Origin of the sequence: Sphingomonas sp. ERG5, from assembly GCF_000803065.1 — a bacterium.
GTDB lineage: Bacteria > Pseudomonadota > Alphaproteobacteria > Sphingomonadales > Sphingomonadaceae > Sphingomonas.
In genome coordinates this window covers 82,973-105,603 of record NZ_JSXI01000018.1, presented here as the reverse complement: position 1 = coordinate 105,603, position 22,631 = coordinate 82,973, and the positions used below count along the sequence as shown (strand labels likewise).

Genomic DNA, 22,631 nt, shown 5'->3' with positions numbered 1-22,631 from the left:
CTGTGCCCGCTCGCCACCCCGACGTCTCGATTCCGTTGCCCGCCCGATGGCTGATGACCGACGAGCGCCTGGGCGACACATTATGGCGAGCGCTGGAGGCCCTGCCGCGAGGTTCGGGAGTGGTATTTCGCCATTTCGATACGGCCCTTCCGATGCGGCGCGTGCTGTTCGATCGCCTGTTGCGGCTCGCCCGACGCAAGGGCCTGATTCTGATCCGGGCGGGGGCGGAGCGGATGATCGGCGAAATGGGTATTCATGGACCAGGCCGGCTGCCGGTCGGCGGGATCAGGACCTGGTCGGCGCATTCGCGACGCGAGGCAATTGCCGGCAAGCGCGCAGGTGCGGATCTGATCTTCGTTTCGCCGATCTTCCCGACGCGTACTCATCCCGGTGCGGCGTCATTGGGGCCGGTGCGCGCCGCGCTCATGACAAAAGGTCTCGGCACGAAGTGTATCGCGCTTGGCGGCATGAACCCGTCGCGCGGCCGTCGATCGGCTCGACTAGGCTTTTACGGCTGGGCGGCGATAGATGCGTGGCAGCAGCCGACGCGTAAAAATCAGAAGCGGAACGCGGTTCCGATATAGACAGCCTGGCTGTCGCGGCGTTCGTCGGCAACACGCGGCAGTCGCTCTGCCTCCGACTTGTAACGTACGCCCGCAGTCACATCGAGGTTGCGGGTCAGCGAATAGGAACCGCCGACATCGAGCGCATAAGCCGGCGCATCCTCGACCAGCTTGGGCGAATTCGCGAGCGGACGATCAGCGACCGCCTTCACTCGACCGCTGAATCTGCGGCCAGTATAGCTGATACCGAGATCGACGCTTTCGCGGCTGCCAGGCAGCGCGGCGAGGTCGACCCGGGCGACCTCGCCCGACAGCGCAAAACGCTTCCAGCCGACCGAGACACCGAGATTATAAGCGATCGGCGCGAGGCTGACCGATGGCTGGATTGGCGTGATCGCTGCCCGTTCCGCGTCGAGCGCACTGCGCGTCGAGCGCGCGCGAACCGCCACCGTCACTGCGCGGCTGATGTTGCGGCGTGATTCGGATGGTGTGAAGCGGAAGCTGGTGGCATCGAGACCGCTGCGTGCGAGCACAGCCGCAAGCCGCGGATCGGCCGAGGCCGGGGTGAAAGATCCGATACCGCGCATGGCGATCGGACGCTTTTCCGCGCGATTCGGGGCCTCGGGCGCTCCGAGTGCGGGCGCGACAGCGAAGCCGGCGGCGACCAGCGCCCCCAAAGCAACCCCGACAATCGTGCGACCAGCGACCACGTGCACCCTCATTTCCGGCGCGACTCCACACCGAATTCATAACGCGCCTAACATGATTCTGGCGCTAGTCACTACTGCCCGGAGTCGCTTTCTGTACAACTGTTGCAATCCGCCCACAGGCAACGATCCCTGCCCCGGTTTCCAGCCTGCTTTCCGGCCCCCTTTTCGCCTGTGCTTGCGGCGGGCGTGAGACCATCTATAGATGCACGCTCATGTTCAAATTACGCCCAGGAAACCGCCAATGATCCGCCGTCCGGCCCCCGCGCTTCTGGCTTTGCTCGCCCTGACTCCCGCTCTTGCGCTGGGTGCGTGCGGCCATGGCAAGGATCGCCCCCAGGCCGATCTCGCCGCGTCGAAGATCACCACCATCGGTGTAAACAGCTATTTGTGGCGCGCAACGCTCGACACGCTGAGCTTTATGCCGCTGCTGCAAACCGATTCGAACGGCGGCGTGATCGTCACCGACTGGTACATCAATCCCTCGGCGCCGACCGAGCGGGTCAAGGTGACGGTGACCATTCTCGATCAGGACCTGCGTGCCGACGCACTGCGCGTCGCGGCGCTGCGCGAAGTCAACCAGAACGGCCAATGGATTGCCGCCCCGGTCAAGGCCGCGACGGTCCAGAAGCTGGAAGACGCCATTCTGACGCGCGCCCGCGATCTGCGTCGCGCGTCGCTCACTGGATAAAAGGTACCCAATCCAATGGCCTCGCGCTTCAATGCGCTGAAGGCGGACGCGGCGTGGCAGGCGGTGTGGGAAGAACGCCGCACCTTCGCCGCGCGCGACGATTCAGCGAAGCCCCGTTCCTATGTGCTCGAGATGTTTCCGTACCCATCGGGCCGGATCCATATGGGCCATGTCCGCAACTATACGATGGGCGACGTCCTTGCGCGTTATCGCCGGATGATCGGACATGAAGTGCTCCATCCGATGGGGTGGGACGCTTTCGGCATGCCGGCCGAGAATGCCGCGATGGAAAAAGGCGTCCATCCTGGCGGCTGGACCCGCGCCAATATCGCAACGATGAAGGCGCAGCTGAAGCGGCTCGGTTTCGCGCTCGACTGGACACGTGAACTGGCGACCTGCGAACCCGATTATTACGGGCACGAGCAGGCATTGTTCCTCGACCTGTTCGCGCACGGCCTGGTCTATCGCAAGGAATCGGCGGTCAACTGGGACCCGGTCGACATGACCGTGCTGGCCAATGAACAAGTCATCGACGGACGCGGCTGGCGTTCGGGCGCGTTGGTCGAACGGCGCAAGCTGAGCCAGTGGTTCCTCAAGATCACCGATTTCGCTGATGAGTTGATTGACGGCCTCGGCGCGCTCGAACATTGGCCCGACAAGGTCAAGCTGATGCAGGAGAACTGGATCGGCCGCAGCCAGGGGCTGACTTTCAACTTCGCGCTCGGCGACGGGGGAAAGGTCGAGGTGTTCACCACCCGGCCCGATACCATTTTCGGCGCAAGCTTCGTCGCGGTCGCGGCGGACCATCCGATCGCGCGCGCGGTTGCCGAGGCGAATCCGGCGGCGGCCGAGTTCATCGCGCTGTGCAAGCGCGGCGGGACCACCGCGGCGGAGCTGGAGACACAGGAGAAGCTCGGCTTCGACACCGGACTGCGTGCGACACATCCCTTTGATTCGACTTGGCAATTGCCGGTCTATATCGCCAATTTCGTGCTCATGGACTATGGTTCAGGTGCAGTGTTCGGCGTGCCGGCGCACGACCAGCGCGATCTGGATTTCGCGCGCAAATATGCCCTGCCCGTGCACCGTGTCGTGTCCGATGGCGAAATCGAGAATCCCGTCTTTACGGGCAATGACGCCTATACCGGACCCGGTACGCTGGTGAATTCGCATTTCCTCGACGGGATGGATGTCGAGGATGCCAAGCGCACCGTGATCCGCCGCGCCGAAGATGACGGATGGGGCAAGGGCTCGACTGTATTCCGGCTGCGCGACTGGGGCGTATCGCGCCAGCGCTACTGGGGCACGCCGATCCCGATCATCCATTGCGACGCGTGCGGCGCGGTGCCGGTGCCGCGCGAGCAATTGCCGGTGGTGCTGCCTGAGGATGTCAGTTTCGACATTCCCGGTAACCCGCTCGACCGCCATCCGACCTGGAAGCATGTCGATTGCCCGAACTGTGGCGGCGTGGCGCGGCGTGAGACCGATACGCTCGACACGTTCGTCGATTCGTCCTGGTATTTCATCCGCTTCGCCAGCCAGCCCAAGGACAAGCCGTTCGACCGTGAGGTGGCCGAGAAATGGCTGCCGGTGGGCCAGTATATTGGTGGGGTCGAGCATGCGATCCTGCACTTGCTCTATGCACGCTTCTGGACGCGCGCTCTGAAACATATCGGACAGCTCGATGTGACCGAGCCTTTCGCCGGGCTGTTCACTCAGGGCATGGTGACGCACGAAACCTATAGCCGAATCGTGCAGGAGACGGGCACCGACGGCATCGACATCATCAGCAAACCGCTCTGGCTGTCGCCCGATGATATCGAGCGGCGCGACAATGGCGTGTTCGAGATCACTACCGGCGAAGCCGTCACGGTCGGCCGGGTCGAGAAGATGTCCAAGTCGAAGAAGAATACGGTCGATCCCGAGCCGATCGTCGACCAGTATGGCGCGGACGCGGTGCGCTGGTTCATGCTCTCCGACTCGCCGCCGGAACGCGACCTGCCATGGAGCGAGGCCGGAATCGAGGGCTCGTGGCGCTTTACGCAGCGCCTGTGGCGGCTGTTCGATGGCCTTGAAGCGGCCGAAGGCAGCGATGTCGCGATCGACCGCAAGCTGCATCAGACGATCGCCGGCATCGCGATCGATATCGAAGCGCTCGCCTTCAACAAGGCAGTCGCCAAGCTGTACGAACTGGTCAACGCGATCGAGCGCGCCGGCCCATCCGCCTCGCGTGCGAACGCGATTCGCACGCTGATGCGCCTCGTCGCGCCAATGGCGCCGCATCTGGCCGAGGAAGCCTGGGCCGCGTCCGGTGAAGAAGGCCTGATCGCCGATGCGGCCTGGCCCAAAGTCGATCCGGCGTTACTGGTCGAGGACGAAGTGACGATCGCGGTGCAGGTCAATGGCAAGCTGCGCGATGCTTTGACCATGCCCAAGGGCAGTCCACGCGAAACGGTCGAACCGATCGCACTCACCAATGCGAACGTCCAGCGCATCCTGGAGGGCCAGACGCCGAAAAAGATCATCTATGTGCCCGATCGTCTGATAAACATCGTCGCATGAAGCGCATCGCCAGCCTTGCCGCCCCGCTCGCTCTCGCAGCCCTCGCTCTGTCGGGCTGTAGCCTGAAGCCGCTTTATGTGGGTGGCGGCTCGGGCGCGGTCGCAACGACGCTGACCCGAATTCAGGTTGCGCCGATCGAGGGCAAAGCCGGCTGGCTGATGGGGAACGCACTCAATGACCGGTTTGCGGCCGGTGGTGCCACACCGCTTTATCGGCTTGAAGTCAGGCTCGACGACAAGATCACTGGGCTCGGCGTGCGGCGTGACAACAGCGTCGCACGAGAGCAACGGAGACTGCGGGCACGCTATCAGTTGATCGACCTCGCTAAAGGCACGGTGCTGCTTGATGCCACGGCGGGATCGGACGCCGGCATTGACGTGGTCGGATCTGAGTATGCGACGATCGCGGCGGAGAATACCGCACTCGAGCGACTGTCGGACATCGTCGCCGAACAGATCGTCTCACGCGTCGCGCTCTACGCCCAACGGACGCAAGCCTCGAAAGCGCCATGACGGCCCCGATGGTGATGGGGCGATGAAGGCGAACGCCAATCAACTGCGCGGGGCGATCGACGCCGCCAATCCCGACATCCGCCTTTACCTCCTTCATGGGCCAGACGAAGCTGGCGCGCAGGAATGGGCGGTGCGGCTGGCGCGCACAATGGGGCCGGAGGCCGAGCGCGTCGATCTCGAACCTTCAACGCTGAAATCCAATCCCGGCCGGTTGGCCGATGAAGCCGCATCGCTGTCACTATTCGGCGGCGCGCGGCATATTCGCATTACGGGTGCGGGCGAAGAATGTGTGGAAGCTGCTACCTTGCTGCTCGACGGTGAGCGAGCCGGGAATCCGGTGGTCGCGATCGCCCCGTCACTCAAATCCTCCGCCAGGCTGGTCAAGCTCGCCCTCGCCTCGCCGCGTGCGATGGCCTTTGCCTGTTATGTGCCCGAGGGCGCCGATGCCGAGAAGCTGGCGGTGACGATCGCGCGCGAACAGGGTTTGCGCACCACGGGCGACACGGCGATGCGATTGGCAACCGCGAGTGGCGGTGACCGATCGGTGATGACGCGCGAATTGGAGAAGATTGCGCTCTATCTTGATGCAGCGCCCGATAGGCCGCGCGAAATCGACGATGCAGCGCTCGATGCAATCGGTGCTGATCTGGGCGATGCCGAGATGAGTCGGGCAATCGATGCAGCGATTGACGGTCAGCCGGATATCCTCGGAACCGAGCTGGCGCGACTGGACGAGGCCGGCGTTTCGCCGATCCCGATACTCCGTCAGCTCGCTCGCCGGCTAATGACGCTGGCCGACCTGCGCGCACAGATCGACGCAGGCGCAGGCGTCGCCCAAGTGTCGGAAGGCGTGTTCTTTCGGGAGAAAGCAATTACCGCACGCGCCTTGCGACATTGGCGGAGCGACCGGATCACCGTCGCGATCGACCGCATTCGCCAGGCTGAACGCGGCATGATGGGATCAGCGAGCGCCGGCAATGTCCTCGCACAATCGGCCATCCTTGCCGTCGCACGGATGGCCGCACGGCAACGCTGAGCCGAATCCACTCTACCCGCCGATCTTTTCAGATCCGCTCCCCGCTCGCCTTTTAAATCCGCTCCCCGCTCAGGCGCTGGCAAATCATGTCGAGCTGGTCGAGCGTCGCATAGCTCAGCGTCAGGGTGCCGCCCTTGGGACCATGCGCGATGCGCACCGACAAGCCGAGCAAATCACCCAGCTGATGCTCAAGCGCAGCAAGATCGGCGTCGCGACCACCATCCCCTCCGCGCCGCACACGTTGTGCATCGGGCTTCGCGGCACGCGCCAGCCGCTCGGTTTCACGTACTGAAAGACCCTTGGCAACCACCTGATCGGCAAGGCTTTCTACATCCGCCGCACCGATCAGCGCACGGGCATGGCCCATCGTCAAATCGCCAGTGACAACGCGCTCCTGTACTGGCTGCGGCAAATCGAGCAAGCGCAGCAGATTGGCGATGTGACTGCGCGATTTATGGACCAGCTTGCCTAGCGCATCCTGGGTATGACCGAAATCATCGATCAGCCGATGATAGGCTTCTGCCTCTTCGATCGCATTCAGATCCTGGCGCTGAATATTTTCGACAAGCGCGACCTCCAGAGTCTCCGCATCGTCAAAATCTCTAACGATTACTGGTACTTCATGGAGCCTGGCGCGCTGGGCCGCCCGCCAACGGCGCTCGCCGGCGACAATTTGATAGCCCTTACCATGCGGCCGCACGACAATCGGCTGGATCAGCCCGCGTGCCGCAATCGACGTGGCCAGTTCCTCGAGCGCCGATTCCTCGAAATGCCGCCGCGGCTGCCCGGGATGCGGGCTGAGGGATCCGACCGGCAAAGTGCGGATCCCAGTGGACTTTACACTGCCTTCGGCAACCGGTTCTTCGCGTGCCACGTCGCCGAGCAGCGCATTGAGGCCACGACCAAGACCAGAGCGAGGTTTGATTCGGCCAAGGGCTCCTGGTTCCTGATCTGTCATGCGGCCCTGCTGGCTGAGGCTGGTTTGGGAAGACGGGCGATCAGTTCGCGGGCCAATGCAATATAGGCCTCCGACCCCGAGCAACGATAATCATAGATCAGCGCCGGAACACCATGGCTCGGCGCTTCAGACAAACGGACATTGCGCGGAATGACGGTTTCGAAGACGACACGGCCGAGCACCGCGCGAACATCGGCGGAGACCTGATCGGTGAGCCGGTTGCGGCGGTCATACATGGTCAGCGCGACGCCGAGTATGGTCAGCCCGGGATTGAAGCGTTCGCGTATGCGTTCGACCGTTCCGAGCAACTGACTGAGCCCCTCCAGCGCAAAGAACTCACACTGCAGCGGCACGAGTAGCGAATTGGCTGCAACCATTGCATTGAGTGTCAGCAAACCGAGCGATGGCGGGCAATCGATCAGCACGACATCCCAACGGCTTTCGCATCGGCCAAGCGCGCGGCTCAACCGATGCGTGCGCTCCTCATAATCGACCAGCTCAATCTCCGCACCTGACAGATCGGCGGTCGCGGGTACGATATCCAGCATCGGCACGCAGGTCGGCATCGCTGCTTCGGTAAGCGACATTTCGCCAAGCAAGATGTCGTAAGTCGACTTATCACGATCGGCGCGATTGATGCCGAGACCCGTTGATGCATTACCCTGTGGGTCGAGATCGATGATCAGGACACGCATTCCGGTCGCGGCCAACGCGGTACCAAGATTGATCGCGGTGGTCGTCTTGCCGACCCCACCTTTTTGATTGGCAACAGCAATGACATTCATCGACGAGACACCTTGCTGGCGATTACGATGAGCGAGTTAGGATCGGTAACGCTGTGTTCCACGTGAAACATACCATGCCATGCTTGCCGCGCTTGCGCCACCTCTTCACGCGCACGAAGCCCTTTTGGCAACAGCCAGCGGGTCTCGATGCTCGCAACATGGGCAGCGGACGTCAACAAAACATCAACCGGCGCCACGGCGCGCGCAGAAATAATTGCGGCAGACACATTCGCTGCTTCAACTTTTGCCGCGATGACGGTGACGCTGTGTGAAATGCCAAGGACACCAGCCATCACAGTAAGGAAATCAGCCCTCCGCCGGCGCGGTTCAACCAATATGGTCGGGCGGTCGCGCAACAGCGCAACGACCATGCCGGGGAAACCCGCACCAGTTCCGATATCAAGCCAACTCCCTTCGATTCCGTCCGCAAACTGCAAGAGCTGAGCGGAATCGACGATATGCCGAACCCATAGGGAATCGAGCGTCGAGGCAGAGACCAGATTCTGATGTGTCGCTTCCGCCCGAACAAGTGCGGCGAGATGCGCCAGGCGCGAATGGCCTTGGTTGCCAAAGCGATCGACGATCCATTGCTGTCCCTCCTCCTCGGTCATGCTGCGCGGCGGCGTACATGAAGAAGAATGGCAGTCAGAGCGGCTGGCGTGATGCCCCTGATCCTTCCCGCAGCGCCGAGGGATGTCGGTGCCGCCGCTATCAGGCGCTCAACCATTTCATGCGACAAGCCCGGTATCGCAGCAAAATCCAGATCAGCAGGAAGAGCCACCGCATCATTGCCGCGCAGCCGTGCGACATCATCTGCTTGTCGGGCGATATAGGGCGCATAGCGCGCATCCTCGACCGCCTCGGCGATCAATACAGGATCGTGCTGGCCGATCAGATCAGGCGCAACATGGACAATGTCGATCCCCGCCAATCGCAGCCAGTCGGCCCCCGGGCGCGAAGGCCCTTCGACACTCATACCGCCACGCTGAACAATATCCGCTGCCGAAACGCGTCGATCGAGCGCGGTGGCAATCTGGGCCAAAGCTTCACGGCGCATGGCCAGCCGGCCACGGCGTTCGTGCCCCAATGCGCCTACAGCCTCGGCAATGCCACCAAGCCGGGTCTCGGCATTATCGGCACGCAAGCGCAGACGATATTCCGCCCGTGCCGTCAGCATGCGATAAGGTTCGGTGATCCCCTGTAACACCAAGTCATCGATCATCACGCCCAGATAGCTGCTCGACCGGTCGAGAATGATCGACGCCGTGCCCAGCGCGCGCGCAGCGGCATTCAGTCCGGCGATCAACCCCTGCCCTGCCGCCTCTTCATAGCCCGTCGTGCCGTTGATCTGGCCGGCACAGAATAAGCCCGGAATGGCTCTCACCTCCAGCGTCGGCGCAAGCGCGCGCGGATCGATATGGTCATATTCGACCGCATAGCCCGGCACCATGATCGCCGCTTTCTCCAACCCAGGGATCGACGCGATCATTGCCTCCTGAACGTCGGTCGGCAGTGATGTGGAGATTCCGTTTGGATAGATCGCCAGATCATCCAGGCCTTCGGGTTCAAGAAAGATCTGATGCCCATCCCGGTCACCAAAGCGATGAATCTTGTCTTCGATCGACGGGCAATATCGCGGCCCCGCCCCGCCGATCGCACCGCCAAACAAGGGCGATCGGTCGAGCGAGGCGCGGATGATGTCATGCGTCCGGGCAGTCGTCCGGGTAATCGCGCAGAAAAGCTGCGGCAAGGGTCGACCCTGCGACAATGGCGACATGGTCCATAGCTCGGTATCGCTGGGCTGCTCCGCCAGGGCCGACCAATCGATGGTGCGGCCATCAAGTCGCGGCGGCGTCCCGGTCTTCAGTCGCGCCATAGGCAGTTTTGCGTCGCGTAGCTGCACCGCGAGCCGGGTCGCAGCGGCCTCGCCTACCCGGCCGCCGGCAAGACGCTCCTCGCCGCGGAACATCCGCCCGCCGAGAAAGGTACCGGTCGCGAGAATCACTGACCGCGCCACCAGGGTCCGGCCATCGGCCAGGACAATGCCATTCACCGCGCTTGATGGATCAAATGACAGCGCAGCCGCCTCGCCTTCAACGATGGTTAAACCATCCTGCTCGTCCAGCATCTGCTGAATCGCGCTTGCATAAAGACGCCGATCCGCCTGTACCCGCGGCCCCTGTACTGCGCTGCCCTTGCTGCGATTGAGCATGCGATAATGGATACCAGCGGCATCCGTCGCGCGCGCGATCAGTCCACCAAAGGCATCGACCTCACGCACGAGATGACCTTTGCCGAGACCCCCGATTGCCGGATTGCATGACATCGCCCCGATCTTGCTCGGATCGAAACTGACCAGCGCGGTACGCGCGCCACAGCGCGCTGCTGCGGCGGCCGCTTCCGTGCCAGCATGGCCTCCGCCGATAACGATGACGTCGAACTCGATCATGACTGTGCGCTAGGTCGCCGCGCGCGCGCTGTCAAAACTGTTTCCCCAACTGTTCCACGTGGAACGTCATTTGCCGATGCAGAACTTGCGGAACAGATTGTCGAGCATGGCTTCAGTGTCGCTATGTCCGGTTATCCGGTCGAGTGCGGCCAGGCCCAACCTGAAATGCTCGGCAACGATCAGCAGATCCGATGCCTGCGACGCCTCCTTCAACAGCGCTCCACATTCCCCCGCGAGTGAGCGTTGGCGTCTATTCAGCACCACATCGTCCAATCGCGGTAGCAATGACAGAGCCCGCGCTTCGATCAACTGCCATAGCTCAGGGATTCCCGCCCCCGTTGCCGCCGACACGGCGATCATTCGCCCTTCGGGCAAAGTCTCGCGACCCAGCCGATCCGCGCGTGCATGGATCCAGAGACCGTTCGCGACGGTCGGCAATTCATCGCCCAACCATAGAACGATATCCGCCGTCGCCATCGCCGCCTCCGCACGCTCGATGCCAATTGCTTCGATCGGATCCGATGTCGCACCGGCCAGTCCGGCGGTGTCAGTCAGCAGATAAGCGACACCTTCATGGCTGACTGGCACTTCGATCCGATCACGGGTTGTGCCCGCGATCGGCGACACGATCGCCACGTCGCGATCGACCAGCGCATTGATCAGCGTCGACTTGCCACTATTGGGCGGCCCCGCCAGCACGACGCGAATACCGTCACGCAACCGCTCGACCGGTGGGGCGGCGACAATGACAGCAATATCCTCAGCCAACGCCCGCGCCGCACCCGCGATATGCGCAGCTTCTTCCGGCTCGACATCATCTTCATCGGCAAAGTCGAGCTGCGCCTCGACCCGCGCTGCCAGTCCAAGCAGGCGCGCCGACCATGTTTCGATCCGGCGGCGTACGCCCCCTTCAGCTGCCGTCATCGCTGCGCGGCGCTGGGTCTCCGTCTCGGCAGTGAGGAGGTCGCCCAACCCTTCCGCTTCGGTCAGATCTATCCGTCCCGCCATCAGTGCCCGGCGCGTGAACTCTCCGGGCTCGGCCCGGCGCAACCCAGCCCTGTCGTCGAGCGCGCGTTCGACTGCGGCGACGACCGCGCGTCCACCATGGAGGTGAAGCTCAGCCACATCCTCTCCGGTTGCGCTCGCGGGTCCGGGAAAGGTGAGCAACAGCGCGTGGTCGAGCAGGTCGCCATCGGCACCGCGCAGTTTGCGCAGCGTGGCGACCCGCGGCGGTGGCAAAACTCCGGCAAGTGCCTGCATTGCCGCGAACGCTCCTGGTCCGCTGATCCGCAGCACCGCGATCGCGGCGGGGGGCGCGCCGCTCGATACCGCGAAGATCGTCTCCATAAGCTCAGTCGCTGGACTTGTTCGAGGCGTCGAACATCTTGCGCCAGAAGTTCATGCCGACATCGCCCATCGGCGCCCAGCTCTTCATCACATTTTCGAGCATGTCGGGTGCGACCACCCCGTCCATCGAATCCTTGAGCATCGCGATGTATTTTTCGTGGACCGGCGTGAAATCCGGCAAGCCCATGACGCGGCGCGCCTCCTCGGGGGTGCATTCCACCTCAACATTGATCTTCATCGCGTCATCTCCGCTTGAGCGCACATCGCGCGCCCGGCATAACCCTGCCCATGTATGCGCGCGACTTTGCCCTGATCGCAACGCCCATCGGTATGGTGCGCGTTTCGGGCTCGGATACCAGCGTCGATTCGATCTCGATCGAAGCGGGCACGCTGGATCCGATCGCCGGAAAGGCCCTCGCTGTAATCGCCGCAGCGAACCAACTCAGCGACTGGTTTTCCGGAAGGTTGACCCGTTTCACTCTTCCCCTCACCCCGGCGGCGACCTTGCGGGGCAATGCACTGCGTCACGCCATAGTCGAGATCCCGTTCGGTGACACGATGAGCTATGGCGGCTTATCGCGGTCGATTGGATCGAGTGCCCGCGCGATCGGCCAGGCCTGCGCACGCAATCCCTTTCCGATCGTCGTGCCCTGCCATCGCGTGCTCAATGTCGATGGCGGGCTCGGCGCTTATTCGGCGGGTGATGGACCCGGCACCAAACAATGGCTGCTCGATCATGAGCGCCGCTACGCAGGAAAGACGCTGTTATGACCCGGACGATCAGCATCGAAACACTCGACCATGACGGCAACTTCACGGCTTATGTGGCCGAGCCGGCGGGCAAGGCCCGCGCCGCGATCGTGGTCATTCAGGAAATCTTTGGCGTGAATGCCGGCATTCGCCGCAAATGCGACCGGCTGGCCGAAGACGGCTACCTCGCTATCGCGCCGGACTTGTTCTGGCGGCTCGAGCCGGGCATCGAACTCGATCCCGACATCAAGCCGGAATTCGACCGCGCCTTGCAACTGATGGGTCAGTTCGATCAACAGATCAGCGTCGCGGATATCGAAGCGACGATCCGCGGGGCACGAACCCTGGTCGATGGCGGCAAGGTTGGTGCGGTGGGATACTGCCTGGGCGGCCGCCTCGCCTTTATGACCGCGACGCGTACCGATGTGGATGCCAGCATCGGCTATTATGGCGTGGGCATTGATGGGCTGCTGAGCGAGAAGCATGCGATCGCCCATCCGATACTGTTGCACATCCCACAGGAGGATCACTTCGTCGACAAGGCGGCCCAGACGCGGATGCACCAGGGTCTCGACGATCATCCCAAGGTTACGCTGTACGATTATCCCGGCGAGGATCATGGTTTCGCGACTGAAGTGGGCGCCAGGCGCTCGGCCACAGCCGCCGACCTGGCCGACAGCCGCAGCGCCGCGTTCTTCGCCGAACATCTCGGCTAGATTCGTTACTGGAAGAGCCGCGAGAATATCGCGGCTCTTCGGTGTCTTACCCGGTGACCGCACTGATGAACGGCTGCATGTCGTGCCAGCCCTCGAAGATCATCTTGCCCGCGACATACAGGATGATGACCAGGCCGACCCAGGCAATCCAGCGATAGCGCTCGATATATTTGGCAATCACATTGGCGGCGATGCCCATCAGCGCGACTGACAGGATCAGACCGATCACCATGATTCCGGGATGAGCGCGCGCCGCGCCGGCCACGGCCAAGACATTGTCGAGGCTCATCGATACATCGGCAACCGCAACTGCCCAGGCCGCTGCGACAAAGCTCTTCGCCGGTCTGATGCCGCTCTGTTCGTCGCCATCGACCTCGGGAGAACCGCCGGCCGCACCATGCGGGCGAAGTTCGCGGTACATTTTCCACGCAACCCAAAGCAGCAACAGGCCGCCGCCCAGCACCAGACCGTAATGCTTGAAACTCTCCAGACCATAAAGCACGGCGACCGCGAACACGATGCGCAGCAGCAATGCGGCGAGAATGCCGATCGCGATCACCTTCTTGCGCTGTTCGGCGGGCAATCCCGCAGCGAGCGCGCCGACGATGATCGCATTGTCCCCGGCAAGCGCAACATCGAGCAGGACGACAGTCGCAAATGCGGTCATAGCCGAGGCCGTACCGATGTTCGCGAAATCGCTGACGATGTGATTCCACAACCAGCTCAGCGACATGGGTTCGACCGTGGGGGCAGCGGCGGACAATAGGGCGATGACGCTCAAGGGATCGACTCCGCAAATGGATCTTGGGCTAACAAATCTTGGGCGAAATAGGTGATGGTCGGCATCGGCTTATAGAAGCCGTGAAGCAAAGCGCGCCACTGCACATATCGATCCGATGTGCGGAAACCATCGCGGTGCGCGGCGATATCGGTCCAGGCCACAATCAGCAGATATAGACCAGGCTGCTCCGCCGCCGGGCGCACCTCGATCGAGATGAACCCCGGCGACGCCGCAATCAGCGGGCGCGCCGCCCGGATTGCTTCTTCGAACGCCGCGTCCTGCCCCGGTCTGACCTGCAGCAACGCGTGTTCGACAACCATCCTACTGATTCATCGAATCGAAGAAATCTTCGTTGGTCTTGGAATTCTTCATCTTGTCGAGCAGGAATTCCATCGCGTCGATGGTGCCCATCTGCATCAGGATACGGCGCAACACCCACATCTTGGACAGCTTGCCCTGATCGACCAGCAATTCTTCCTTGCGGGTGCCGGACTTGCCGACATCCAGGGCCGGGAAAATGCGCTTGTCGGCAACCTTGCGGTCGAGCACGATTTCCGAGTTACCGGTGCCCTTGAATTCTTCGAAGATCACCTCGTCCATGCGGCTGCCGGTATCGATCAGCGCGGTAGCGATGATCGAGAGCGAGCCACCCTCCTCGATGTTACGCGCAGCACCGAAGAAGCGCTTCGGGCGCTGCAGGGCGTTTGCGTCGACACCGCCTGTCAGCACCTTGCCCGATGACGGGACGACAGTGTTGTAGGCGCGGCCGAGACGCGTGATCGAATCGAGCAGGATCACGACATCCTTTTTGTGCTCGACCAGGCGCTTGGCCTTTTCGATAACCATTTCAGCAACTTGTACGTGACGCTGCGCCGGTTCATCGAAGGTCGAGGAGATGACCTCGCCCTTCACCGAACGTTGCATATCAGTCACTTCTTCCGGCCGTTCGTCGATCAGCAGGACGATCAGGAACACCTCGGGATGATTGTCGGTGATCGCCTTGGCCATGTTCTGGAGCAGGACGGTCTTGCCGACCCGCGGCGGCGCGACGATCAGGGCGCGCTGACCCTTGCCCTGTGGGCTGACGATGTCGATGACTCGCGCCGACTTGTCCTTGATCGTCGGATCCTGCGGATCGAGCGTCAGCTTCTCATCGGGATAAAGCGGGGTGAGGTTGTCGAAATTGACGCGGTGACGGACCGCATCGGGATCGTCGAAATTGACCGCGGTCAGCTTGACCAGTGCAAAATAGCGCTCGCCGTCCTTGGGGCCGCGGATTTCGCCTTCGACCGTATCCCCGGTGCGCAGGCCGAACTTACGAACCTGATTGGGCGAGATATAGATATCGTCGGGACCGGCGAGATAATTCGCCTCGGGCGAGCGCAGGAAACCGAAACCGTCGGGCAGCACTTCGATCGTGCCAAGGCCCATAATCTGTTCGCCATTTTCGGCCTGGACCTTGAGGATCGCGAACATCAGATCCTGCTTGCGTAGGGTCGATGCCCCCTCGATGCCAAGCTCCTCGGCCATTTCGACCAGTTCGGCGGGTTTCTTGTTCTTCAGGTCTTTGAGATGCATTTGGGGCGTCCGGCGTCACGGGGCTGGTCGGGGAGCGTCAGTCTGCAAAGGATATGCGACGATGCTGGAGGAAGGACCAGCACGGCAGGAACGCGCACTGGCTAACAGCGGAACTAGGTGCGCACCCCGCTCAAGTCAAGTCGTTCAGAAGGGACGAACGATAACCAGTACGACGATCAGCGTGACCAGAATCGCCGGCAATTCATTGAGCATGCGCAATTGCCTGCCAGTGAAAGTCGGCTTGCCCGCGGCAAGCTTCTTCGCATAGCCGACTGCCCAGCCATGATAACCGCTGAGCACAACCACCAGGAAGAGCTTGGCATGGAGCCAACCAAGCCCCGGCGTCCCCGAAAACAAACCGAGATTGGCCGCCAGCGTCAATCCAAGCACCCACACCAGGATCATCGATGGGCTCAGGATCATCTTGCGCAGCTTGGCCTCACGCTCGATCCAGCTCTGCACTTCCGCCGAGTCCGCGCCCATCCTTTCCAGGGCCTCCTGATGATAGACGAGATAGCGCGGCAGCATGAACATGCCCGCCATCCAGAAGATCACGAAGATGATGTGCGCCGCCTTGACCCAAGGGTAGGCGCTGCCGAGCATATCGATCATCACGGTCTCCGAACGAAAGCGAGCAGCTGCTCGACATGAGCGATCGGCGTATCCTGCAGGATGCCATGGCCGAGGTTGAAGATATGCGGCCGATCGGCAAAGGCTTCAAGAATGCGCGCCGCCGCCGCATCCTGGGCAGCACCGCCGGCAATCAGCACCAGCGGATCGAGATTGCCCTGCACCGGCAAAGCCCGCGGCAGTGATGCCGCTGCCCAGAATGGATCGACGGTTTCATCAAGCCCAAGCGCATCGACACCGGTCTCCCGGGCATAGGCAGGGAGTTTCCCGCCGGCACCCTTGGGAAAGCCGATCACCGGCGTATCCGGGTGACGATCGTGCAACGCCGCAACGATTTGTGCGGTCGGCGCGATCACCCAGCGCTCGAATTGCGCCGGCGACAGGCTGCCCGACCAGCTGTCGAACAGCTGGACGGCGTCGACCCCTGCACTGATCTGGCGCGAGAGATACTCGATTGTCATTTCGGCGATCGCATCGATGATCATGCCGAAAGCGGCTTCGTCGCCATACGCGAAGCGGCGTGTTTCGCCTTGGTCGCGGCTACCATGGCCTGCGACCATATAAGTGGCGACGGTCCAGGGACTGCCGGCAAAGCCGAGAAAGGTCGTTTCGGGCGCCAGCGATGCCGCGACACGGGCAACGGTCGCATAGACCGGTTCGAGGCGCTCAGGAGCCGTTTTCAGGCCCGTCAGAGCATGATCAACCAGTGCCGGCTCCAATCGGGGCCCTTCTCCGACTCCGAAGCTCAGATCCTGTCCCAGCGCCCAGGGAATCATCAGGATATCGGAAAACAGGATTGCGCCGTCGAAGCCAAAACGCCGGATCGGTTGTAACGTCACCTCAGCGGCGGATTCAGGATCGGTCGCGAGCGCGAGGAATCCGCCCTTTTCCGCTCTAAGCGCGCGATATTCAGGCAGATACCGCCCTGCCTGACGCATCAGCCAGACCGGCGGAACCGGTAATTTTGCGCCCTTCAGCGTGGCAAGCAGAGGTTTGGAAACCGGGGCATCGGTCAACGCCGGGCATTCCTTCTTCTATATAGATTTAAGAATCTAAGAGGTGATTGAAGTGATTGGCAGGTGGATGCCGGGGCTTATGCGGTCGTCCCGAAAATGCCAACAGCTTGACGTCGCGAGTCTCACGCCGCGGCGCTGAGTCGGACAATTTGTCCCCCTTATCCACAGGCTGTGGGGGGAATCACCGCCTGTCGATGAGATTGTGGACAAAGTGCGACTTATCCGCAGGCCCACACCGCCTTTTCGCATCGGCGAAGTTCCGCTACCGATTCGAGTCATGTTGTCCACAGACTTGCCCAGCTGATGCGGTTGCATCTCCATCTCCTGTCCGATTCCACCGGCGAGACGCTGGAGAACATCGCCAAGGCGGCGCTGGCGCAATATGACGATGTCGAGACGATCCGTCACTTCTGGCCAATGGTCCGCACCGAGGCGCATCTTGAGCGGATCCTGCAGGAGATCGCGCAGAATCCGGGACTGGTGATCTTCACGCTGGTCAACAGCACGACACGGCGGACGCTCGAAGCGCGATGCCGTGCGCTTGGCTTGCCGGCGGTAGCGCCGCTCGATTCGGTCAATGACGCGCTGTCGGGGCTGCTCGGGCAGCAAGCAAAGGCGCGGCCAGGCCGGCAGCATGCGCTTGATGCCGCCTATTTCGCGCGCGTCGACGCGATCCAGTTCACCATGGCGCATGACGACGGCATCGGCTGGGAGAATTGGGAGGAGGCCGACATCGTGCTCGCTGGCGTTTCGCGATCGTCGAAGACGCCGACCTCAATCTATCTCGCCAACCGCGGCTTCAAGACCGCCAATATTCCGATCGTGGTGGAATCGCCACCCCCGGACGCGCTTTATTCGCTGAAGCATCCGTTGGTGGTGGGCCTGACGACCAGCGCCGATCGGCTGATCCAGGTGCGGCGCAATCGCTTGTTGTCGCTCAACCAGGCACCTGAAACCGATTATGTGAATCAGGAGGCTGTGACGCGCGAGGTTGCCTTTGCGCGGCGGATGTTTGCCGACAATGGCTGGCCCGTGATCGACGTCACGCGGCGTTCGATTGAGGAAACGGCGGCGGCAATCATTGCGCTGGTCAGTGAACGGGACGGTGCGGCATGAGGTTGGTCCTCGCGTCGCAAAGCGCGTCGCGCCGCGCAATGCTGACCGCGGCCGGCGTGCCGTTCGAAGCGCTCGCGGCAGGCGTCGATGAAGAAAGTGCCAAGGCGGCCTTTGCCAGCGAGGGATTGGCCGCACGTGACATGGCCGACGCGCTGGCCGAACTGAAGGCGTTGAAAGTGTCGCAGCGCGATAGCGAAGCGCTGGTGCTGGGCAGCGACTCGATCGTTGCGCTCGAGGACGGCACGATGCTCGACAAGCCGGTCGATCGTGCACAGGCTGCGGAGCATTTGCGCCGCCTGTCGGGCAAACGGCATGAACTGGTTAGTGCCGCAGTGATGGCCGAACAGGGCCGCGCGATCTGGCGAATCGTCGACCGCGCGAAGATGCACGTCCGGCCCTTGTCCGAGGCGTTCATCGAAACCTATCTTGATGCCGAATGGCCGGCGATCTCCGGTTGTGTCGGTTGTTACCGGATCGAAGGTCCCGGTGCGCAACTGTTCAGCCGGATCGAGGGCAGCCAGTTCACCGTACTCGGCATGCCATTATTGCCGGTGCTTGATTATCTCAGAGTTCGGGGGGTCTTGCCGGCATGACGAAACCTTATGCCGAGGTGATCGGCGATCCGATTGCCCAATCCAAATCGCCGCTGATTCACGGTTTCTGGATCGAAGAGCTTGGCATCGATGCCGAATATCGCGCGCACCGCGTCGTGCCGGAGGATCTGCCGGCCTATTTCACCTCACGCCGTGCCGATCCGCTCTGGCGAGGGTGCAACATCACGCTTCCGCACAAGCAGGCAGCTCTCGAACTGATCGAGGATCGCGGCGGCGTGCGTGATACGATCGGCGCGATCAACCTCGCGCTACGTGTGGAGGATGGAGCGGTGATCGGCACCAATACCGATGCCGGCGGATTCTATGCACCGATCTCCGGACTCGACCTGACCGGCAAACCTGTGGTGGTGATCGGCGCAGGCGGCGCCGCGCGGGCGGTGCTGTTCGCGCTGGCCCGACTCGGTGTCGGGCCGGTGACGATCCTCAACCGCAATGTCCTCAAGGCTGCGGCGCTGCTCTCGTCATTCGGGCTCAAGGGCAATGCTCTGCCTTTGGGCAGTGCAATCCCGCCCGCGGCGTTGCTGGTCAATACCAGCGCATTGGGCATGGTCGGACAGCCATCGCTTGAGGTCGATCTGACTCCGTTGCCGGACGACTCGCTGGTCTATGACATCGTCTATGCACCGCTCGAAACGTCTTTACTCGCCGCGGCGCGGGATCGCGATCTCGACACGGTTGATGGGCTCGACATGCTGATTGGTCAGGCCGCGCTGGCGTTCGAATTGCTGTTCGGGGCGGAGCCGCCGCGCGACCGCGACGATGAGCTGCGAGATCTGCTGACGTCATGATCGTCATCGGGCTGACCGGGTCGATCGGCATGGGCAAATCGACCGTCGCGGCGATGTTCGCGGATCGCGGCGTGCCGGTGTTCGATGCCGATGCGGCAGTCCATCGGCTGCAGGGTAAGGATGGACGGCTGGTCGTCCCGATCGAGGCGATGTTTCCGGGCACCACCAGCGCGGAGGGGGTCGATCGGACGCGGTTGGGAGAGGCGGTGCTTGGCGATCCGGCGGCGCTTAAGCGACTCGAGGCGCTGGTTCATCCCGCAGTTGGGGAAGATCGCGCCGTCTTTCTGGCTGAAAACAAGGCCGCGCCGCTGATCGTGTTCGATATACCCCTGTTGTTCGAAACCGGTGGCGAAACCAGGGTCGACAAGGTGGTGGTGGTCAGTGCGCCGGCCGATGTGCAGCGTGCTCGGGTGCTTGCCCGCCCCGGCATGCACGCTGCGCGACTCGATGCGATTCTTGCGCGTCAGCTGCCGGATGCGGAGAAGCGGGCACGCGCCGATTTCGTCATTCCGACGGGCGGTTCTCTCGGCGAGACGCGTGCTGCGGTCGATGCGGTGATCGCTTGCCTGATCGGCTCTGAAGGCAGATAATCACCGGCATGCGCGAAATCGTCTTCGACACCGAAACCACCGGCTTCAGCTTCGACAATGGCGACCGGATGGTCGAGATCGGTTGTGTCGAGATCGTCAACCGAGTCGAAACTGGCCGCACCTTTCATGCCTATTTCAATCCCGAGCGTGCGATGCCGCCCGAAGCCCAGCGGATTCACGGGCTGGGCGACAGTTTTCTCGCCGACAAGCCGCTCTTTCCGCATCAGGCCGAGGCGCTGCTCGAGTTTCTCGGTGACAGCCCCTTGATCGCGCACAATGCCGGGTTCGATTTCGGCTTCCTCAATGGCGAATTGTCGCGGGCGGGGCGGATGCCGATCGATCTGGGGCGGATGATCGATACTGTGGCGATGGCGCGGACGCGACATCCCGGCGCCAAGCACAGCCTCGACGCTCTGTGCAGCCGCTATGGCATCGATCGCAGCCATCGTGTGCTGCACGGCGCTTTGCTCGACGCGCAATTGCTCTCGCAAGTCTATGTCGAACTGACCGGTGGGCGCCAGATCGGGCTGACCCTGGTCACCGAAACGGTTGAGGAACAGATCAGCTTCACACCTGTTGCAGCGCCGGCCGTCGTGCGCCCGCCGCGGATTTTTGAACCGAGCGAGGCGGAACTTGCTCGCCACGCAGCGTTTATCGAAAAGATCGCCAATCCGCTTTGGCGTCTCGAGGCGTCAGGTTGACGCGGTAACGGAGCCTGCCCAGATTGGGTGGCCCCCAATAAGGAGAATGCTCATGGAAATCCGAGTATCGGGCCATCAGGTCGACACCGGCAAAGCGCTGAAAAGCCATGTCGAAGATCGACTCCAGGGCATTGCCACGAAATATTTCGCGCGCGCGATCTCGGCGCATGTCACTTTCGGCAAGGGCCCGCACGATAATGGCTTCACCTGCGATATCGTCGCGCATGTGATGCATGGCCTGGTGCTCAAGGGCACGAACAACGGCAAGGACGCCCATGTCTCGTTCGACGGCGCGGCCGACAAGATCGAAAAGCAGTTGCGCCGTTATATGCGGCGTCTGAAAGATCGCCATTCCGCTGGTGCGGCGAACGGCGCGGCGGAGAATGATGGCGCGGCGAACGGCGCCTACGACAATGCCGGCTATACCGTGTTCCGTGAAAACGACGAAGAGGTGGAGGCAGCGGACTTCCCGCTGATCATTGCCGAAACTCGCGTCGATGTGCCCGATGCCAGCGTCTCCGACGCAGTGATGATGCTCGATTTGCGTAACACCACGGCCCTGTTGTTCAAGAATAGCGGATCGGGGGCGTATAATATGGTCTATCGCCGCGGCGACGGGACGATCGGCTGGGTCGAGCCGCACCGTTCGGCCTGAGAGTCTGTTTGAGAATGCGCCACTTTGCGCATTGCGACGGTGCCGGCGCGGTCCTTTCCTGGCCGGCACCGCCTTCAATCAGATTCTGAGCGACTTTCACCAAACCGCGTTCGGCGCTATGGGCGCGCCAACGCGGGGGCGATTTCAGGGACGATGATGACCGATTTCAGCGATCTGCTGCTGCCCGAGACCGTGGTCCAGGGGGTGGCCGCAGGGACCAAAAAGGCGTTGCTGCAGCAACTTGCGGCGATGCTGGCCGATATTCATGGGCTCGATGGCAAGCTCGTCGCTGATGCGCTGATCGGGCGCGAGAAGCTGGGATCGACCGGCTTTGGCGGTGGCGTCGCCATTCCACACGGCAAGCTTGCCGGCTTGCCGCAGGTGATTGGCTTGTTCGCGCGCGTTGCGCAGCCGGTCGAATTCCAGGCGATCGACGACCTTCCCGTCGATCTGATATTCGTACTGCTCTCGCCGCCAGACGCTGGCGCCGCGCATTTAAAAGCATTGGCGCGGGTGTCGCGGCGGCTGCGTGATCGCGACTTTCTCGCCAAGCTGCGCGGTGCGGGTTCGCCCGATGCGCTCTACGCCTTGTTCACACAGGATGAAGCGCGTGATGCCGCCTGAAGCCGCGAGCGGGGCCGAAGCGCATTTTCGAGCCCTTGAGGCACTATACGCCGCGGCACCGATCAACCGCTTGTTCGATTCAACGCTGAAAATCCCGGAAAGCGGTTTCGCGCGCATCCATTTCCTGATCGACGAGCGTTATTATCATGCCGCTGGCGCAGCGCACGGCACGAGCTATTTCAAAATGCTCGACGACGCGGCCTTCTATGCCGCGAACAGCCTGGTCACTGACCGTTTTCTGCTCACCACTGCCTTCAATCTGTTGTTCACGCGTCCGCTCAAGGCCGGTCCGGTCACGGCGGAGGGGCGTTGGGTCAGCGGCCAGCGCCGTGTTTTCGTGGCTGAAGCGCGGCTGATCGATGCCGATGGGGAAGAGGCGGCACGGGGCACTGGCACCTTCATGCGGTCGCAGGTCCCGCTCGCCAGCCTGCCCGGATATCGCGCCACTTCATGAGTGGGCGC

The 22,631-nt window shown here is 62.3% G+C and carries 27 protein-coding genes; 15 read left to right on the top strand and 12 right to left on the bottom strand.

The window, feature by feature from the left end:
- The first annotated feature begins 2 nt into the window (after positions 1–2).
- Entirely contained in the window at positions 3–584 is a 582-nt protein-coding gene (locus OO12_RS05950; protein ID WP_235364693.1) for a thiamine phosphate synthase, read from the top strand.
- Here OO12_RS05950 and OO12_RS05945 read toward each other — a convergent pair.
- Positions 557–1,273, bottom strand: a complete 717-nt coding sequence (locus tag OO12_RS05945) for a hypothetical protein (protein WP_327196001.1) — start codon at positions 1,271–1,273, stop codon at positions 557–559. The two genes, OO12_RS05950 and OO12_RS05945, sit on opposite strands and share 28 nt — an antisense overlap.
- A 241-nt stretch (positions 1,274–1,514) precedes the next feature.
- On the opposite strand from OO12_RS05945, the gene OO12_RS05940 reads away from it, so the two are divergent.
- From OO12_RS05940 to holA, 4 genes are read left to right on the top strand one after another with little or no spacing between them, the layout of a single operon-like run.
- Positions 1,515–1,961: a DUF3576 domain-containing protein gene (locus tag OO12_RS05940; protein ID WP_034157737.1), complete on the top strand. Its 447-nt coding sequence runs from the start codon at positions 1,515–1,517 to the stop codon at positions 1,959–1,961.
- Between the two features lie 15 nt (positions 1,962–1,976).
- Positions 1,977–4,523 (top strand): leucine--tRNA ligase, encoded by a 2,547-nt coding sequence (leuS, locus tag OO12_RS05935; protein WP_034157736.1) that lies wholly within the window; start codon positions 1,977–1,979, stop codon positions 4,521–4,523.
- Positions 4,520–5,035 carry an LPS assembly lipoprotein LptE gene (gene lptE, locus OO12_RS05930; protein ID WP_034157735.1) on the top strand — a complete coding sequence of 172 codons (516 nt, stop codon included), beginning with the start codon at positions 4,520–4,522 and terminating at the stop codon, positions 5,033–5,035. The genes leuS and lptE overlap by 4 nt, the downstream gene beginning before the upstream one ends.
- Positions 5,036–5,057: 22 nt before the next feature.
- The gene (gene holA / locus OO12_RS05925) at positions 5,058–6,071 is read left to right on the top strand and encodes a DNA polymerase III subunit delta (protein WP_034157734.1); all 1,014 of its coding nucleotides are present in this window, start codon (positions 5,058–5,060) and stop codon (positions 6,069–6,071) included.
- A 52-nt stretch (positions 6,072–6,123) separates the two neighbouring features.
- Here holA and OO12_RS05920 read toward each other — a convergent pair whose 3' ends face one another.
- From OO12_RS05920 to OO12_RS05895, 6 genes are all read right to left on the bottom strand, one after another.
- On the bottom strand, positions 6,124–7,029 hold the full coding sequence (locus tag OO12_RS05920; RefSeq protein WP_034157733.1) for a ParB/RepB/Spo0J family partition protein: 906 nt from the start codon (positions 7,027–7,029) through the stop codon (positions 6,124–6,126).
- Complete coding sequence (locus OO12_RS05915; RefSeq protein ID WP_034157732.1) at positions 7,026–7,814, bottom strand: ParA family protein; 789 nt, start codon at positions 7,812–7,814, stop codon at positions 7,026–7,028. The genes OO12_RS05920 and OO12_RS05915 overlap by 4 nt, the downstream gene beginning before the upstream one ends.
- On the bottom strand, positions 7,811–8,425 hold the full coding sequence (locus OO12_RS05910; RefSeq protein WP_034157731.1) for a 16S rRNA (guanine(527)-N(7))-methyltransferase RsmG: 615 nt from the start codon (positions 8,423–8,425) through the stop codon (positions 7,811–7,813). The genes OO12_RS05915 and OO12_RS05910 overlap by 4 nt, the downstream gene beginning before the upstream one ends.
- Positions 8,422–10,263, bottom strand: coding sequence for a tRNA uridine-5-carboxymethylaminomethyl(34) synthesis enzyme MnmG (gene mnmG, locus OO12_RS05905; protein ID WP_034157730.1), 1,842 nt, complete (start codon positions 10,261–10,263; stop codon positions 8,422–8,424). Before mnmG ends, OO12_RS05910 begins: the two co-directional genes overlap by 4 nt.
- 66 nt (positions 10,264–10,329) lie before the next feature.
- Positions 10,330–11,610, bottom strand: a complete 1,281-nt coding sequence (gene mnmE, locus OO12_RS05900; RefSeq protein ID WP_034157729.1) for a tRNA uridine-5-carboxymethylaminomethyl(34) synthesis GTPase MnmE — start codon at positions 11,608–11,610, stop codon at positions 10,330–10,332.
- A gap of 4 nt (positions 11,611–11,614) precedes the next feature.
- Positions 11,615–11,848: a DUF6489 family protein gene (locus tag OO12_RS05895; RefSeq protein ID WP_034157728.1), complete on the bottom strand. Its 234-nt coding sequence runs from the start codon at positions 11,846–11,848 to the stop codon at positions 11,615–11,617.
- A gap of 50 nt (positions 11,849–11,898) precedes the next feature.
- Between OO12_RS05895 and OO12_RS05890 the strand changes: the two genes are divergently transcribed.
- Together OO12_RS05890 and OO12_RS05885 are read left to right on the top strand one after the other, a co-directional pair.
- On the top strand, positions 11,899–12,381 hold the full coding sequence (locus tag OO12_RS05890; RefSeq protein WP_034157727.1) for a methylated-DNA--[protein]-cysteine S-methyltransferase: 483 nt from the start codon (positions 11,899–11,901) through the stop codon (positions 12,379–12,381).
- Positions 12,378–13,076 carry a dienelactone hydrolase family protein gene (locus tag OO12_RS05885; RefSeq protein WP_034157726.1) on the top strand — a complete coding sequence of 233 codons (699 nt, stop codon included), beginning with the start codon at positions 12,378–12,380 and terminating at the stop codon, positions 13,074–13,076. The genes OO12_RS05890 and OO12_RS05885 overlap by 4 nt, the downstream gene beginning before the upstream one ends.
- Positions 13,077–13,122: 46 nt before the next feature.
- Here OO12_RS05885 and OO12_RS05880 read toward each other — a convergent pair whose 3' ends face one another.
- The 5 genes from OO12_RS05880 to hemE all read right to left on the bottom strand — a co-directional run bounded on the left by OO12_RS05880 (position 13,123) and on the right by hemE (position 17,081).
- On the bottom strand, positions 13,123–13,857 hold the full coding sequence (locus tag OO12_RS05880) for a YjbE family putative metal transport protein (protein ID WP_034157725.1): 735 nt from the start codon (positions 13,855–13,857) through the stop codon (positions 13,123–13,125).
- The gene (locus tag OO12_RS05875) at positions 13,854–14,177 is read right to left on the bottom strand and encodes an antibiotic biosynthesis monooxygenase family protein (protein ID WP_034157724.1); all 324 of its coding nucleotides are present in this window, start codon (positions 14,175–14,177) and stop codon (positions 13,854–13,856) included. The genes OO12_RS05880 and OO12_RS05875 overlap by 4 nt, the downstream gene beginning before the upstream one ends.
- Before the next feature lies 1 nt (position 14,178).
- The gene (gene rho, locus OO12_RS05870) at positions 14,179–15,435 is read right to left on the bottom strand and encodes a transcription termination factor Rho (RefSeq protein ID WP_034157723.1); all 1,257 of its coding nucleotides are present in this window, start codon (positions 15,433–15,435) and stop codon (positions 14,179–14,181) included.
- A 144-nt stretch (positions 15,436–15,579) separates the two neighbouring features.
- On the bottom strand, positions 15,580–16,047 hold the full coding sequence (locus tag OO12_RS05865) for a CopD family protein (RefSeq protein WP_034157722.1): 468 nt from the start codon (positions 16,045–16,047) through the stop codon (positions 15,580–15,582).
- A complete protein-coding gene (gene hemE / locus OO12_RS05860; protein WP_034157721.1) occupies positions 16,047–17,081 on the bottom strand; it encodes a uroporphyrinogen decarboxylase in 1,035 nt (344 codons plus the stop codon). Before hemE ends, OO12_RS05865 begins: the two co-directional genes overlap by 1 nt.
- A 303-nt stretch (positions 17,082–17,384) precedes the next feature.
- On the opposite strand from hemE, the gene OO12_RS05855 reads away from it, so the two are divergent.
- From OO12_RS05855 to OO12_RS05820, 8 genes are all read left to right on the top strand, one after another.
- Positions 17,385–18,197 (top strand): pyruvate, water dikinase regulatory protein, encoded by an 813-nt coding sequence (locus OO12_RS05855; RefSeq protein WP_443024548.1) that lies wholly within the window; start codon positions 17,385–17,387, stop codon positions 18,195–18,197.
- A complete protein-coding gene (locus tag OO12_RS05850; RefSeq protein WP_082006366.1) occupies positions 18,194–18,790 on the top strand; it encodes a Maf family protein in 597 nt (198 codons plus the stop codon). Before OO12_RS05855 ends, OO12_RS05850 begins: the two co-directional genes overlap by 4 nt.
- Positions 18,787–19,599 (top strand): shikimate dehydrogenase family protein, encoded by an 813-nt coding sequence (locus tag OO12_RS05845; RefSeq protein ID WP_034157719.1) that lies wholly within the window; start codon positions 18,787–18,789, stop codon positions 19,597–19,599. Before OO12_RS05850 ends, OO12_RS05845 begins: the two co-directional genes overlap by 4 nt.
- Complete coding sequence (gene coaE / locus OO12_RS05840; RefSeq protein ID WP_034157718.1) at positions 19,596–20,189, top strand: dephospho-CoA kinase; 594 nt, start codon at positions 19,596–19,598, stop codon at positions 20,187–20,189. The genes OO12_RS05845 and coaE overlap by 4 nt, the downstream gene beginning before the upstream one ends.
- An 8-nt stretch (positions 20,190–20,197) precedes the next feature.
- Positions 20,198–20,890 carry a DNA polymerase III subunit epsilon gene (gene dnaQ / locus OO12_RS05835; protein WP_034157717.1) on the top strand — a complete coding sequence of 231 codons (693 nt, stop codon included), beginning with the start codon at positions 20,198–20,200 and terminating at the stop codon, positions 20,888–20,890.
- Positions 20,891–20,942: 52 nt separating this feature from the next.
- Entirely contained in the window at positions 20,943–21,545 is a 603-nt protein-coding gene (gene hpf, locus OO12_RS05830; protein WP_034157716.1) for a ribosome hibernation-promoting factor, HPF/YfiA family, read from the top strand.
- A gap of 156 nt (positions 21,546–21,701) precedes the next feature.
- Positions 21,702–22,169 carry a PTS sugar transporter subunit IIA gene (locus OO12_RS05825; protein ID WP_034157967.1) on the top strand — a complete coding sequence of 156 codons (468 nt, stop codon included), beginning with the start codon at positions 21,702–21,704 and terminating at the stop codon, positions 22,167–22,169.
- Positions 22,159–22,623, top strand: coding sequence for a PaaI family thioesterase (locus OO12_RS05820; RefSeq protein ID WP_034157966.1), 465 nt, complete (start codon positions 22,159–22,161; stop codon positions 22,621–22,623). The genes OO12_RS05825 and OO12_RS05820 overlap by 11 nt, the downstream gene beginning before the upstream one ends.
- The last annotated feature ends 8 nt before the right edge of the window (positions 22,624–22,631 follow it).

Coding starts and splice junctions, on each gene's coding strand:
- hpf (WP_034157716.1), top strand. CDS start 20,943: ATGGAAATCCGAGTATCGGGCCATCAGGTCGACACCGGCAAAGCGCTG.
- OO12_RS05825 (WP_034157967.1), top strand. CDS start 21,702: ATGACCGATTTCAGCGATCTGCTGCTGCCCGAGACCGTGGTCCAGGGG.
- dnaQ (WP_034157717.1), top strand. CDS start 20,198: ATGCGCGAAATCGTCTTCGACACCGAAACCACCGGCTTCAGCTTCGAC.
- OO12_RS05910 (WP_034157731.1), bottom strand. CDS start 8,425: ATGACCGAGGAGGAGGGACAGCAATGGATCGTCGATCGCTTTGGCAAC.
- OO12_RS05915 (WP_034157732.1), bottom strand. CDS start 7,814: ATGAATGTCATTGCTGTTGCCAATCAAAAAGGTGGGGTCGGCAAGACG.
- OO12_RS05865 (WP_034157722.1), bottom strand. CDS start 16,047: ATGATCGATATGCTCGGCAGCGCCTACCCTTGGGTCAAGGCGGCGCAC.
- holA (WP_034157734.1), top strand. CDS start 5,058: ATGAAGGCGAACGCCAATCAACTGCGCGGGGCGATCGACGCCGCCAAT.
- mnmG (WP_034157730.1), bottom strand. CDS start 10,263: ATGATCGAGTTCGACGTCATCGTTATCGGCGGAGGCCATGCTGGCACG.
- coaE (WP_034157718.1), top strand. CDS start 19,596: ATGATCGTCATCGGGCTGACCGGGTCGATCGGCATGGGCAAATCGACC.
- OO12_RS05885 (WP_034157726.1), top strand. CDS start 12,378: ATGACCCGGACGATCAGCATCGAAACACTCGACCATGACGGCAACTTC.
- mnmE (WP_034157729.1), bottom strand. CDS start 11,610: ATGGAGACGATCTTCGCGGTATCGAGCGGCGCGCCCCCCGCCGCGATC.
- OO12_RS05820 (WP_034157966.1), top strand. CDS start 22,159: ATGCCGCCTGAAGCCGCGAGCGGGGCCGAAGCGCATTTTCGAGCCCTT.
- OO12_RS05845 (WP_034157719.1), top strand. CDS start 18,787: ATGACGAAACCTTATGCCGAGGTGATCGGCGATCCGATTGCCCAATCC.
- rho (WP_034157723.1), bottom strand. CDS start 15,435: ATGCATCTCAAAGACCTGAAGAACAAGAAACCCGCCGAACTGGTCGAA.
- OO12_RS05875 (WP_034157724.1), bottom strand. CDS start 14,177: ATGGTTGTCGAACACGCGTTGCTGCAGGTCAGACCGGGGCAGGACGCG.
- OO12_RS05895 (WP_034157728.1), bottom strand. CDS start 11,848: ATGAAGATCAATGTTGAGGTGGAATGCACCCCCGAGGAGGCGCGCCGC.
- OO12_RS05890 (WP_034157727.1), top strand. CDS start 11,899: ATGTATGCGCGCGACTTTGCCCTGATCGCAACGCCCATCGGTATGGTG.
- OO12_RS05940 (WP_034157737.1), top strand. CDS start 1,515: ATGATCCGCCGTCCGGCCCCCGCGCTTCTGGCTTTGCTCGCCCTGACT.
- leuS (WP_034157736.1), top strand. CDS start 1,977: ATGGCCTCGCGCTTCAATGCGCTGAAGGCGGACGCGGCGTGGCAGGCG.
- OO12_RS05920 (WP_034157733.1), bottom strand. CDS start 7,029: ATGACAGATCAGGAACCAGGAGCCCTTGGCCGAATCAAACCTCGCTCT.
- OO12_RS05855 (WP_443024548.1), top strand. CDS start 17,385: ATGCGGTTGCATCTCCATCTCCTGTCCGATTCCACCGGCGAGACGCTG.
- lptE (WP_034157735.1), top strand. CDS start 4,520: ATGAAGCGCATCGCCAGCCTTGCCGCCCCGCTCGCTCTCGCAGCCCTC.
- OO12_RS05850 (WP_082006366.1), top strand. CDS start 18,194: ATGAGGTTGGTCCTCGCGTCGCAAAGCGCGTCGCGCCGCGCAATGCTG.